General features: G+C 66.6%; 11 protein-coding genes. 2 read left to right on the plus strand and 9 right to left on the minus strand.

Annotated elements, in window-relative coordinates; all coding sequences use genetic code 11:
• Positions 1-3: 3 nt before the first annotated feature.
• Positions 4-3072, minus strand: a complete 3069-nt coding sequence (gene fdnG, locus ASD71_RS14480) for a formate dehydrogenase-N subunit alpha (protein WP_156395144.1) — start codon at positions 3070-3072, stop codon at positions 4-6.
• A gap of 303 nt (positions 3073-3375) precedes the next feature.
• Between fdnG and ASD71_RS14490 the strand changes: the two genes are divergently transcribed.
• Both ASD71_RS14490 and ASD71_RS14495 read left to right on the plus strand, forming a co-directional pair.
• Positions 3376-4923: a DUF1254 domain-containing protein gene (locus tag ASD71_RS14490; RefSeq protein ID WP_056565086.1), complete on the plus strand. Its 1548-nt coding sequence runs from the start codon at positions 3376-3378 to the stop codon at positions 4921-4923.
• 77 nt (positions 4924-5000) lie between these two features.
• Positions 5001-5507 (plus strand): acyl-CoA thioesterase, encoded by a 507-nt coding sequence (locus ASD71_RS14495; protein ID WP_056319320.1) that lies wholly within the window; start codon positions 5001-5003, stop codon positions 5505-5507.
• 65 nt (positions 5508-5572) lie between these two features.
• On the opposite strand, the gene ASD71_RS14500 is transcribed toward ASD71_RS14495, so the two are convergent.
• From ASD71_RS14500 to ASD71_RS14535, 8 genes are all read right to left on the minus strand, one after another.
• Positions 5573-6580, minus strand: coding sequence for a sterol desaturase family protein (locus ASD71_RS14500; protein ID WP_056565089.1), 1008 nt, complete (start codon positions 6578-6580; stop codon positions 5573-5575).
• Positions 6581-6582: 2 nt separating this feature from the next.
• On the minus strand, positions 6583-7383 hold the full coding sequence (locus ASD71_RS14505; protein WP_056565092.1) for a polysaccharide deacetylase family protein: 801 nt from the start codon (positions 7381-7383) through the stop codon (positions 6583-6585).
• A complete protein-coding gene (locus ASD71_RS14510) occupies positions 7367-8347 on the minus strand; it encodes a hypothetical protein (RefSeq protein WP_056565095.1) in 981 nt (326 codons plus the stop codon). Before ASD71_RS14510 ends, ASD71_RS14505 begins: the two co-directional genes overlap by 17 nt.
• 241 nt (positions 8348-8588) lie before the next feature.
• The gene (locus ASD71_RS14515; RefSeq protein WP_082578895.1) at positions 8589-9437 is read right to left on the minus strand and encodes a DUF2950 family protein; all 849 of its coding nucleotides are present in this window, start codon (positions 9435-9437) and stop codon (positions 8589-8591) included.
• 23 nt (positions 9438-9460) lie between these two features.
• Positions 9461-10993, minus strand: a complete 1533-nt coding sequence (locus ASD71_RS14520) for a DUF3300 domain-containing protein (RefSeq protein WP_056565097.1) — start codon at positions 10991-10993, stop codon at positions 9461-9463.
• A gap of 475 nt (positions 10994-11468) precedes the next feature.
• Positions 11469-11684 (minus strand): molybdopterin-binding protein, encoded by a 216-nt coding sequence (locus tag ASD71_RS14525; RefSeq protein WP_006227327.1) that lies wholly within the window; start codon positions 11682-11684, stop codon positions 11469-11471.
• A 67-nt stretch (positions 11685-11751) separates the two neighbouring features.
• Positions 11752-12651, minus strand: coding sequence for an ATP-binding cassette domain-containing protein (locus ASD71_RS14530; RefSeq protein WP_056565100.1), 900 nt, complete (start codon positions 12649-12651; stop codon positions 11752-11754).
• 34 nt (positions 12652-12685) lie between these two features.
• A complete protein-coding gene (locus ASD71_RS14535; RefSeq protein WP_056565104.1) occupies positions 12686-13522 on the minus strand; it encodes a MetQ/NlpA family ABC transporter substrate-binding protein in 837 nt (278 codons plus the stop codon).
• Position 13523 lies beyond the last annotated feature (1 nt).

A 13523-nucleotide genomic window follows, 5' to 3' on the forward strand; every position in this document is an offset into this window, starting at 1 on the left:
CTCCTATACCTTTTCGACCTTCACCAGGAACGACTTGAATTCCGGTGTCTGGGAATTGCCGTCGCCCACGAATGGCGTCAGGGTGTTGGTGAGGAAGCCCGGCTTGGCGATGCCCACGAAGCCCCAATGGATCGGGATCCCGACCTGGTGCACCGTCTTGCCCTCGATGAGGAGCGGACGGATGCGCTTGGTGACGAGCGCCACGGCCTTGATGTAGCCGCGGTTGGACGACACCTTGACGCGCGATCCGTTGGGAATGCCCAGTTCCTTGGCCAGCGCCTCGCCGATCTCCACGAACTGCTCGGGCTGGAGAATCGCGTTGATGCGGACGTTCTTGGTCCAGTAGTGGAAGTGTTCCGTCAGCCGGTAAGTGGTGGCGACATACGGGAAGTTTTCCACCGTACCCATGGCCGCGAGGTCATCCTTGAAGATGCGCGCGGCCGGGTTGCTGGTGACGCCCTTGGCGTTGGGATGCAGCGGGTTGTAGCCCAGCGGGTTTTCGAAGGGCTCGTAGTGTTCCGGGAACGGCCCTTCGGCCAGGCCCGCGCGCGCAAAGAAGCGCGCCACGCCTTCGGGGTTCATGATGAACGGCCCCATGCCGCCCGCGGGGTTCTCGTCGCCCTTGAAGTCGGGGATGTCGGCGCCCACCCAGGCCTTGCCATTCCAGGACACGACGCTGCGGCGCGGATCGAACGGCTTGCCTTCCAGGTCGCACGATGCGCGGTTGTACAGGATGCGGCGGTTGGCCGGCCACGCCCAGGCCCAGTTCAGGGTCTGGCCGATGCCGGTGGGATCGCTGTTGTCGCGGCGCGCCATGAGGTTGCCGCCCGGGCCCCACGCGCCGGCAAAGATCCAGCACCCGCTGGCGGTGGAGCCGTCGTCGCGCAGTTCGGCAAAGCCGGCAAGCTGCTCGCCGCCGCGGCGCATGATCTTCGTCGGATCCTTGGGATCGGGCAGATCCACGAGCGCCCGGCCCGTGTATTCCTTGGCCAGTTCCTCGGCCGTGGGATTCTGCGGGTTGGAATACGGCCACGACAGGTTGACGATGGGATCGGGGTACTTGCCGCCGTCCTGTTCGTACATCTTGCGCAGGCGCGTGTAGATGAGCGCCATGATCTCGATGTCGCTCTTAGCTTCGCCCGGGGGTTCGGCGCCCTTCCAGTGCCATTGCAGCCAGCGGCCGGAGTTGACCAGCGCGCCGTCTTCCTCGGCAAAACAGGTGGTGGGCAGGCGGAAGACCTCGGTCTGGATCTTGGACGGATCCACGTCGTTCGCCTCGCCGGCGTTGCGCCAGAACTCGGACGTTTCCGTGACCAGCGGATCCATGATGACCAGGAACTTGAGCTTGGCAAACCCGTCGTTCAGCTTGGCCTTGTTGGGCGCCGCGGCCAGCGGATTGAAGCCCTGCGCGATGTAGCCGTTCATCTTGCCCTGGACCATCAGCTCGTAGACCTGCAGCATGTCGTAGAGCTTGTCCAGCTTGGGCAAGTAGTCGAACGCCCAGTTGTTCTCGGCCGTGGCCGAGCCGCCCCACCAGGCCTTCATCAGGCTGACGTGGAACTTGTGATAGTTCTGCCAGTAGCTGAGCTGGTTCGGCCGCAGCGGCTTGAGCGTGCGCGAGTCGATGTACTTGGCGTAGTCCTGCTCGGGCTCGTTGGGCAGCGTCATGTAGCCCGGCAGCAGGTTCGACATCAGGCCCAGATCGGTCAGGCCCTGGATGTTCGAGTGGCCGCGCAGCGCGTTCATGCCGCCGCCGGCGATGCCGATATTGCCCAGCAGCAGCTGCACCATCGCGCCCGTGCGGATGATCTGCGAACCGATGGAATGCTGCGTCCAGCCCAGCGCGTACAGGATGGTCGCGGCCCGGTTGGTGGTGGCCGTGGACGCGAGCATGTCGCACACCGTCAGGAACTTGTCCTTGGGCGTGCCGCAGACGCGCTCGACCATTTCAGGCGTGTAGCGCGAGTAGTGCTTCTTGAGCAGCTGATACACCGAGCGCGGATGCTGCAGCGTGGGATCGGTCTTGACGAAACCGTCCTCGCCGCGCTCGTAGTCCCAGCTCTGCTTGTCGTAGGTGCGTTTTTCTGCGTTGTAGCCCGAGTAGAGCCCCGCGTCGAACGCGAAATCCTCGCGCACGATGAACGAAAAGTCGGTGTAGTTGCGCACGTACTCGTGCTGGATCTTGTCGTTATCCAACAGGTACTTGATGACGCCACCCAGAAAGATGATGTCGGTGCCGGTGCGTATGGGCGCGTAGAAGTCCGCCACGGACGCCGAACGCGTAAAGCGCGGATCCACGACGATCAACTTGGCCTTGTTATGGGCCTTGGCTTCAGTGACCCATTTGAACCCGCACGGGTGGGCCTCGGCGGCATTGCCGCCCATGATCAAAACTATGTCCGCGTTCTTGATGTCGACCCAATGGTTCGTCATCGCTCCACGGCCAAACGTCGGGGCAAGACCTGCCACCGTCGGGCCATGTCAGACACGGGCTTGATTGTCGAACGCCAGCATCCCCATGCTGCGCACAGTCTTGTGCGTGATGTAACCGACCTCGTTGCTGCTTGCCGAGGCGGCCAGCATGCCGGTGGTCAGCCACCGGTTGACCGTCTTGCCGTCCGCGGTCTTCTCGACGAAGTTCGCGTCGCGGTCGTCCTTCATGAGCTTGGTGATGCGCGTCAGCGCTTCGTCCCACGACATCCGCACCCACTTGTCCGAACCGGGCGCCCGGTATTCCGGGTACTTGAGGCGGTTGGGGCTGTGGATGAAGTCGATCAGGGCCGCGCCCTTCGGACAGAGGGTGCCGCGGTTGACGGGATGGTCGGGGTCGCCTTCGATGTGCATGATGCTGGCGCGGGCGTTCTTCGAGCCATCGCCCAAGCCGTACATCAGCAAACCGCAGGCGACCGAACAGTAGGGACAGGTGTTGCGCGTTTCGGTCATGCGCGCAAGCTTGAACTGGCGCACCTCGGCCATGGCCGTGCCGGGGGCAGCCCCCAGCAAGGCCAGGCTGGAGCCCGCCAGCGTCGCACCGGTCACCTTGAAGAACTGGCGGCGATTCATGTTGACCATGAAGCACTCCTCTCCTGGTGAATGAAGGAAGCGGATATCTCAGGGACAAAAAGCCCTACGACTTCCAAGGGAATGTGAGGAAGTATAGGCCTTGGGCAGGGCGCTCGTCATGCCCAGGGACGCATGCGCCCCCCGCCCTCGTCTGAATTTGACGGCAAAATGCGCTTTTTTCGCAGATTTTGCGGCAGTGCAGCACTGCTACGATGGCCGGCGGCATCGTTGGTCCGGCAGCATGTCCGGACCGCTGGCGATCTGCCCCCTCTTATTAGAGTTCTCTTGTTTGTGCATGCCTTTGGAGCGCCGATGCGCCGCTTTGCCCCCGTGGCCCGAGTCCTTGTCCTATCGCTGGCCTTCACGCCCTTCGTCCTGATGCCCCAGGCGTCCGTTCAGGCGGCGCCCGCCGCGCTGTCGCCCGCCGCCGCGGCCACCGAGGCAGCCCAGCAGGCGGCGATAGAAGGCTATCTGTATTTCTATCCGCTGGTCGCGATGGACCTGACCCGCCGGCAGTTCACGCATCCGGCGCGGGGCGCCGATGGGGCGCCGGCCAACACGTTTCAGCACGGGCGCACCCTGCCACGCGCGGGCGATGCCACGCCATGGGCGAACGTCGACATGCTGCGCAGCAGCGCATGGCTGGATCTGACGGACGGGCCTGTCGTGCTGACCGTGCCCGACACGGCAGGCCGGCTGTACACCCTGACGCTGCTGGACATGTGGACCGACGTCTTCGCGACGCTGGGCAAGCGCACCACCGGCACCGCCAAAGGCAGCACCGTGATCGTGCCGCCGGGCTGGAGCGGCACGCTGCCGTCGGGCATGGCGCGTATCGACGCCCCTACGGTCCACGCCTGGGCGAAGGGAATGATCGAGACGCACGGCCCCGCCGAGCAGGCGACAGTGAACGCGTTGCAGGACGGCTTCGTCCTGACGCCGTTGGCGCAATGGAACCTGCCCGCGCAGGCGCCGCGCACCAAGCCCGACCCGTCCCTCGATCTGAATACCCCTGTGAGCGAACAAGTGGACTCGATGCCCACCGACGCGTTCTTCACCTATGCCGCGGAGCTGCTGCGCAAGCATCCGCCGCATGCGACGGACCAGCCCGTGCTGGCCCTGCTGCGCCGCGTGGGACTGGTGCCCGGCCGGCCGTTCGACTTCGACAAGCTCGATCATTCCGCCAAGCAGGGCATGCGCCGCGGCGTACGCGCCGCGCGCGACCGCATGGCGGCGGCCGCTGGCCATTCGTTGCGAGCCACTGACGGCTGGCTGCAGGAAACGGGCAGCATCGGCGTGTACGGCAACGACTGGCTGCGCCGCGCGCTAGCCGCGCAGGCGCAGCCGGGCAGCGGATTGCACGAAGATTTGACGGTGCTGGTGCTGGCCACCGACAGCGACGGCGCGCTGCTGGACGGCACGCACCGGTATACGCTGCATCTCGACAACGGCCGGTTGCCCGACACGGCCGCATTCTGGTCGCTGACGGCATATGACGGCCAGGGACAGCCCGTGCCCAATCCGGTCAACCGCATGGCGCTCGGCAGCCGCGACCCGCTGCGTTACAACGCGGACGGCTCGCTGGACCTGGTCTTCAGCAACTCGGCGCCGCCGCCGCAGGAGCAGTCGAACTGGCTGCCGATTCCGGCGGCCGGGCCGGTGGGGATGCTGCTGCGGGTGTACGCGCCGGGACCGGCGGTGCGGGACGGCTTGTGGACGCCGCCTACGGTGCGGCGGGATGTGCCCGAGGCTGAGGTTCCCGCGGCCAGCAATTCGGCAGTTGAGCCGGAAACCGCGGCACAGACGGAAGTCCCGACGACTGCCGCCACGCCCGCCACGCCGCCCGCCAAGAAACCCTGAATGCCCCCGAAAATACGGCGCGATGTCAGCCGCCAGCCGCTACCATTAGCGTTTTATTCATGAATGAGCCGCCCGCCATGGACGACGCCTTTAGCCACCAATTGTCGATGACCATCCTGATGACGCCTGACATGGCGAATTTCTCAGGAAACGTACACGGCGGAACCATCCTCAAATATCTGGACCAGGTGGCGTACGCCTGTGCCAGCCGGTACGCCGGCCAATACGTCGTGACGCTGTCTGTCGACCAGGTGGTGTTCCGCGAACCGATCCACGTCGGCGAGCTGGTGACGTTCCTGGCGGCCGTGAACTACACGGGCCGCACGTCGATGGAAATCGGCATCAAGGTCGTGACCGAGGACATCCGCAAGAAGCTGGTGCGCCACACCAACAGCTGCTATTTCACGATGGTGGCGGTGGACGACAAGGGCGCCCCGACCGCGGTGCCGCCGCTGGAACCGCGCACGCACGAGGAAAAGCAGCGCTTCAAGGCCGCCGGCCTGCGCCGCGAACTGCGTCAGGAAATGGAACGCCGCCACGGCGAGATCAAACGCGAGACGACGCACGACACGCCGGGCGCCTGATCACCGCGAGGGACGCAAGCGCTCTGTTCACCCCCGCCCGCTGGGTATCCAGCTGCGGGGGTTTTTCATGCCCGCTCGATTCCCGCCGGCGGAGCCGGCGGCGCGGCGGCGGGTTCGCGGTCTCGGCCGATCATGCGCTTGATGCCCAGCCACTGCTGCGACCAGAAGCCGCGCCCGTAGTCGCGTCCGCCCAGTTCGGCCTGCTGGTCATGGATGCCGGTGGGGCCGTAGCCCACGCCAAAGCGGGCGGTGCGAAACAGCACGTCCCAGATCGGGAACAGCGCGGCGAAGTTGTAGCCGCCCACCGGCCCCGGCGACGACGCGTCGTAGGCGATGGAATGGTGATGGCGATGAAAGCGCGGGCTGACCAGGATGCGTTCGCCCAGCGCGCCGAAATGCATGCGCAGGTTGGCGTGCGAGAAGCTCTGCGCCAGCTGGGTGATGGCCACCACCATGACGAACTGCGCGGGGGGCACGCCCACCAGCTGCGACACGAACACGACCAGCACGTCGCGCAGCATGTCGTCCAGCAGATGGTTGCGGTCGTCGCTCCATATGGTCATCTGGCGCTGGCTGTGATGCACGGCATGCAGCGCCCACAGCCAGCCAAAACGGTGCTGCGCGCGATGGTAGAAGTAGTCCACCGCATCGAAGAGCAGCAGGTAGATGATCAGGCTGACCCACGCCTTGTCCGTCACCCCCGGCCAATACTGATCCAGCTGGAACGGCGCAAAGCCCCACACGTGAAGCTGGCCGAAGATGCTGTCCCAGAACGGGTCGATGGTGAAGAACAGCAGGAGCCGGAAGGCGCCCAGGCGATGGATCAGCGTGTAGAGCACGTCGATGCCGATCTGCCGGCGGTCGGTCATCGGTTCCACGGGACGCAGGCGCTGCATGGGCCCCAGGACCAGCACCAGCACCGCGATCTGAATCAGCCCCACGAGCAGCCACATGGTGGCGTCGTAGGCGTCCTCGATGAAGTTGCTCAGTCCCAGGTGGAACAGCGCGGGCTGAATCGCCGTCTCGAAGAGCCACTGCTGGCTGTCCCCGAAGAGTTGGCTAAGCGTATCCATGATCAGTGATGCGTGGCGATCCAGTCGCGATAGGCCGGATGGGTGTTCAAGGTTGCAAAACAATAGCCCTTGCGCTGCAAACCTTCAATCAGCGGTTCCAGCACGGCGGGCGCCCACGGGTCCTGGCGCGACCAGATGCCCAGATGGGCGAGCAGGATGTCGCCGGGCTTGATGGTCCGCAGCGCCTGGTCCAGCAGCTTGGCGTTGGGGTATTTGTCGCTGGGCAGCTCGTCGCCCAGGAAGCCGGCTGGCGACCAGCCCACGTGTTCGAAGCCGCAGGCCTTGGCCGCTTTCAGCAGCGCGAGCGAGGTCTTGCCGCCGGGCGCGCGGTACAGCGGCAGCATGTCCTTGCCAGTCATCTGGTGGAACCGGGCGACGGGGCGGCGGATCTCGGCGCAGTATTGCTCGGCGGTCCACTCGGCGCGCTTGCCGGCGTCGGGCCCGGCGCTGGGCTTGACGCGGAACTTGCCTCCCGGCAGGTCGCCTTGCCAGTAGACGTGGTCGTAGGTGTGCGAAGCGAACGCGTGGCCTTCCGCGGCGCGCGCCTTCCACCACGGCGCCCACACGTCGTCCAGGCTGGCGCCGTCGGTCAACGTGCGCTCGTTGGCCAGGAAGAAGGTGACCTTGACCTGATGGCGGGCCAGCACGTCGGCCACCAGCGGGGCGACGCCCATGTGGCCGGTGTCGAACGTCAGGTAGACGGGCTTGTCGCAGGTGGCCTGCGGGGCCGCGCCGGCAACGGAGGTCGCCAGCGCCAGGCACAGGGCCGCGGACCGGGCTTTGCCCTTAGCGGGTCGGCGCATGGTTCAGCGTCCACACGCCGTGCGGCGACTTGCCGACCGGCACCTGATTGACGACCTTCTTCTGCTCCAGATCCACCACGGTCAGCTTGCGCGCCCAGCGCGAGGTGACCAGCAGCGTCTTGCCGTCGGCCAGCACGTCCATGCAGTCCGGACCGCCGGGCACCGGGAAGGTGTCGACGACGGCCAGCGTCTGCAGGTCGATGCGGCTGATGGAGTTGGCGGTGCGGTTGCTGACGAACAGATGGCGGTGGTCGCCCTGCGCGCGGAAGGCGTGCGCGCCCGCCGCGGTCTGGATGCGCTTGACCAGCTTGGCCGGGCCGTTGCTGACGTCATAGGCTTCCACGTACGAGTCGCCGGTCAGCGCCACCAGCAGCGTCTTCTGGTCGGGGGTCAGGAACACGTCGGCAGGCGTCTTGCCCGTGGACACCGTCCACTTGGGCGTCTGCGTCGCCAGGTCGATGGCGATGAGCTGATCGCTGTCCTGCAGCGAGACGTAGGCCGTCGTGCTGTGCTTGTCGATCATGATGTGGCTGGGCGTCTTGCCCGCCTGGATGCGCTTGACCAGCGTCAGGTCGAAACCCTTTTCCAGCGGCTTCCAGGCATAGATGTCGATGTGGTCCAGGCGGTTGGCCGCCGTAACGAACCACTTCATGTCCGGCGAAAACTGCAACTGGTAGGGATCGACGATGCCGGTCAGCGTGCGCTGCACTTCGCCCGTCTTGGGATCCATCAGCGTGATGGAATCGCCGGTGGCGTTGGCGATCATCAGCGACTTTTCGTCGGGCGTCAGATACAGGTGATGCGGCTCTTTGCCGGTGGGCACGCGCCGCAGTTCCTTGTAGGTGGCCGGATCGATGATGCTGACGTTGGCGTCCAGGGAATTCAGGACAAAAATCGGGGCCGAAGCCGCCGCGGCGCTAAGCGCCATCCCCACGCCGAAAAGGGCGTAGCGGACAAAAGACATGGGGTTCAATTTGGAGATCCGGCAAGGGGAAGTCGGGCAGGCACCCGGTGCTCGCCATTTTAGGCACAGGCGCCTGACAAATGGGTCACAGGTGATGCCGGAAACGTGGCGCCGCACAGGCTTGGGCGGCAAACGCGCGGACCTGTTGCGAGGTCGCAACAGGCGCATCAAAAGCGGCTGAACTGGGCGCCTTTTGAACGCGAACCGCGCGCCACATTCCCACCATATGGCCCCGAAAAAACTACTTGGCGGGCGCCGGCTGTCCGTTCGCGTCGACCCAGTTGCCGTCGCGGATGTCGGCCTCCTTCAAGGCAGCTGCGCGCGCCGCCGATGACGGTCCCAGATCGCTCTCCAAAACGCCGCCCGACGGACCCACGACAAACGTGCCGATGCCCGTATGCCCGTAACGCGCGGGCCACGCGACGATGCGGTACGCGTTACTCGCACCGCCCGGCAGCACCTTGTAGCGATAGCCGAAATACGCGTCGTCCACGGGCACGTCGGGCCCCATGGCCAGCGCGTCCGGACCAAAGGCTTGCTGCGGCGCGCCCGGCACGTCGGGCCAGTAGAGTCCGTCGCGCTCGCCGGCGCGGCTGACCAGCCGTGTGGCATAGCGGCCCTGGCCAACCCCTTGCGCATACCGGGTCTGCGCGGCCTGAAGTTCCTGCAGGGTTTCGATGGCGGTCAGTTCGTTGCGGTCGATGGCGCGGCGCTGGATCTCCGCCTTGCCCGTCACCGGGTCGAACCGCCATCCTTGCCCGGCGCGCACCAGCGGCACTGGCAGCGTCCATCCGGAATCGCCCACCGCCACCCACGAACGCCCGCCGTCGGACACGATGTCGTGCTTGCGCACCCACGCCGCCAGGTAGCGATAGATGCTTTCCTGGTCGACGCCGCCCGGCACGAGCTGCCGGTGGTTCGGACCCAGCACTTTGCGCAGGGCGTCGACGTCGTTCAAGGCCAGCGCATCGGTAAACGCCTGTGCCGCAGCCTGGGCGCTCGGATACACGGCCTGCGACATGGCGGGCGCCGCCGCACCGAGCCCAAGGACCGAAGCCACGCACAGCGCGCGCAAACGAGCGATCGTCATAGGAAGTCCCTTGTCCATGGTGCCTATCTCCGGCCGCCGCCACCGCCACGCGCGCCGCCGCCTCCGCCGCGATGGGCGCCTGCCCCGCCGCCGCGATGCGGCGCGCTGGCGCCGGTGCTGCGATGCCCACCGCCGCCGCGGCTCATTTCGCCGCGCTGGTTCTGCTGCCGCATGCGGTCGCCGTCGCCCGCGCCGCTCAGGGCGTTGTGGCTGTTGGACGCCCGTGCCCGGTCGCGCGCGGCCGTCTCGTCGGCGCGTTGGCGCTGGGCGGCGGCCTGCCGGTCGTGGGTGGAGGCGCCGGTCCCGACGCTGGAAGCGCCGTCGCGCGGACGATCCTGGGTCGATACACCGGTTGACCGGTTCTGGGCGCGATCCTGTGTCGAGACGCCGGTTGACCGGTTCTGGGCGCGGTCCTGCGCCGAGGCGCCAGCCGTCGCGGCGCCAGCGCCGCGGTCACGCCCGCCCTGTCCGGCTTGCGGCCCCTGCCCTTGCCCCCGGCCCGCCGCGCCGTCGCCCCGGCCTGCCCCCTGGCCGCGTCCGCCGTCCGCGCCGGAATGGCCCGCGATCGGCTGCCCGGTTCGCCCTTCAAAAGACTGGGCTGCCCGCTGCCGCGCGGCCTCACGGGATCCGGCTGCCGGCGCCGCGCCGGGACCCTGACCGCCGGCCTGCGCGCGGTTCTGCAATCCGGCCTGCCGCTGGCTGTCGAAACGCTGGCGGTTGGCGGCGTCCGCGTACGGTGCGTTGCCGCGGTTCGCGGCATTGTGCTGCCACGTGGACCGGTTGTTGTTGACGTTGTTGCGGTCGATGCGATTGTTGACGTTGATGTTGTTGTAGCGATCCACGTCGATATCGATGTCGCCATGCCCCCAGTTGGCGTCGCCCCACATCGAATTGATCGCCGCGACGCCAATGCCGAATCCGATGCCGGCCACCAGCGAGGTCGCAAACACCGACCCCGGCGGCGGGGGATAGTAATAAGGCGGATACGACGGATACGCCCACGCGCCGTAGACCACCGTGGGGTTGTAACTGGGCACGTAGACCACTTGGGGATCCGCGGGTTCGATCACCACGACGGTCTTTTCATTGGCGGTGGTGGTCTTGACGGTCTGCTGTGGCGTGCTTTTTAGGTTGCCGGCTTTCTGCGCCTGCGTGCGCAGCCGTTGGACGGCATCCATGACGGCCTCGGGTTGCGCTAGGAACGCGTCGCCCACGGACTTCACCCAGCCGGGCTCGCGGCCCATCATGTCCATGACCGACGGAAAGGCCACCAGCGACTTGACGCTGGGGTCCCAGGTTTCGGCGTCGACCGCGCGCACGGCGTCGTCGCCAGACTGATTGGCGTTCGCGGCCGACCATTTGGCCGCGGCCGCGATGTCATCCGGATACGTGGACCCCATCAGGATCTGCGAGAGCAGCGCATCCGGGTAGAGCGCCACGGGCGCCATCAGCTGATCAAGCTGAGCGTTGCTCAGCTTGGTCTGCGCCATGGCGGGAAAAGAGAATGACAGCCCCAGGCACAGCAGGCCGATCAACCACGTTCGCAGTCGCCGCATTTCCGTTCTCCGCACACAGAGCAAGACGCCACAAGCCAGGAGGGAACCGCCGGATATCGCGAAGACAATATATGCCTAACGCCGGCCGTTTGGAAGCGCGGACGGCGGGGCGAGAGGTCGAGGTGTCTGACACCCAGGGTAGATGGCCGTCAACTTGCAGCGGCGTCTCAGAGGGTGTCAGACACCGGCCGCCAGTTTGCTGAGGTCGAGGTGTCTGACACCCTGGGGAGACGGTCGTCAGCTTGCAGGGCGTCTCAGAGGGTGTCAGACACCGGCCGCCAGTTTGCTGAGGTCGAGGTGTCTGACACCCTGGGGAGACGGTCGTCAGCTTGCAGCGGCGTCTCAAAGGGTGTCAGACACCGGCCGCCAGATTGCTGAGGTCGAGGTGTCTGACACCCTGGGGAGACGGTCGTCAGCTTGCAGCGGCGTCTCAGAGGGTGTCTGACACCGGTGCCAGCTTGGGCGGTCGTACGCCCTACAGCTTGGCGACGGACACCTCGGTCGCCTTCACGAATGCCAGGACCTCGGTGCCGACCTGAAGGTCCAGTTCCTTGACCGAGCGGGTGGTGATGACCGACGTGACGATGCCGGCGGGCGTGTCGACGTCGACTTCGGAAACCACCGGGCCAAGAATGATTTCCTTGATCTTGCCGCGGAACTGGTTGCGGGCGTTGATGGACTGGATGCTCATGGTGTTGCTCCTGAAAGGTGAGGATGGCGCCGTGGCGGCGCCGGGTTGTGCATGCCGGCCCCCGGCGTCAGACCGCGAGCCTCAGATGCCGGATCTGGATGACAGGCGCTAGCGGCCTGCCGTCCGGACCCGGCGTGTCGGGTTGTCCCAGCGCGGCGCGCAGCACGCGCGACTCCAGCGCCGTGAAGGCGGCCGATCCGCGCACGCGCGGCCGCGGCAGGTCCACGCGCACGTCCAGCGTCACGCGGCCCGCGCCCAGCACCAGGACCCTGTCGGCCACGGCCACCGCCTCGGCGGCGTCATGGGTCGCCAGCACGGCGGTGAAGCCTTCCCGGCGCCAGGCGGCTTCCAGTTCGCCCTGCATGCCGATCCGGGCCAGCGCATCCAGCCGGGCCAACGGGTCGTCGAGCAGCAGCAGGCCGGGCCGATGCGCCAGCGCGCGGGCAAGCGCGACGCGCTGGCGTTGGGCTTCGGTCAAGCTGGCGGGCCAGTCGTTGGCGTGGCGCGCCAGGTCCACCTGCCGCAACGCAGCATGCGCCCGGTCGCGTTCGGGCAATCCCAGGGCGACGTTGTCCAGCACGCGCTTCCACGGCAGCAGGCGCGCATCCGCCAGCAGCATGCGAACACGATGATCGGGCCCCCACAGCGGAAAGTTGTCGAACAGCACCGGCGAGCGCTGCGGCGCGCCGCCGTGCTCGCCCGTCGGGCTGGCTTCGCCCGCCAGCAGCCGCAGCAGCGCGCGCTTGCCGCTGTCCGCACGCCCCACCACCGCCACGAACTCGCCGGCGGCGATGTCCAGATCCAGCGGGTGCAGCACGTCGCCGCCATCGCGCCCGGCCAGCTTGCGCAGCGTCACACGCAGGGGTGCGGGACGCGCGGCGTCCTCGTCCGGCGCGTTGTCCCGCTCGGCGCCACCGGGCGCCTGCAGGTGCTGGAAGAGTTCGAACTCGTTGGGGTGGATGAACATGGCGGCCTGCTGGCGAATGCGCCTGCGCGCGGCCCTAACGGGCCGCCTGCAGCTTCTGCTGGTAATCGGTCTTCACGAAGCCGGCGAACGACTTCTCGGTGATCGCCAGAAACTCCGGCGACGCGTAGGCCGCCGCGATGTCCTTGACGAACGGCTTGTCGCGATCCGCCGTGCGCACGGCCACCAGGTTTTGATAAGTGGGCGTGGTCTTTTCCAGCGCCAGCGCCTCGGTCAGCTTCAGGCCGGAGGCCAGCGCGAAGTTGCCGTTCACGAACGAGAAGTCGGTGTCTTCGAGCGAACGCGGCAATTGCGCGGCTTCCAGCGGGATGAGCTTGACCTTCTTCACGTTGACCGCCACGTCCTTCTCAGACACCTGCAAGGGGTCGTAGCCGTCGCGCAGCTTCACCCAGCCCAGTTCCTCCAGCACGACCAGCGCGCGCGCCTGGTTGGTGGGGTCGTTGGGCAACGCCACGCTCACGCCGTCGGGCGCCGCGTCGACACTCTTGTACTTCTTGCTGTAGATGGCGATGGGCGCGGTCGGCACCTTGATCAGTTCCGACAGATCAAGCTTGTTCTTGGCCGCGAAGTTCTTCAGGTAGACGATATGCTGGAACGCGTTGGCGTCCAGCGCGCCCTGCGCCAGCGCAAAGTTGGGCTGCACGTAATCGTTGAACTCGACGATCTTGACCGTATAGCCCTGCTTTTCCAGGATGGGCTTGATGCCCAGCTTGATCTGATCGCTGTACGGCCCGGCCGTCGCGCCGAACACGATTTCCTTCTTCGCGGGATCGGCCGCGTGGGCGGGGCCACCGAAGGCCAGCACGGTCAGCACGGCAAGCGTTGGGGCCAGGAGATTGCGAGTAAGCGTCATG

This window comes from Achromobacter sp. Root565 (genome assembly GCF_001427425.1).
Classification (GTDB): Bacteria; Pseudomonadota; Gammaproteobacteria; order Burkholderiales; family Burkholderiaceae_B; genus Achromobacter; species Achromobacter spanius_D.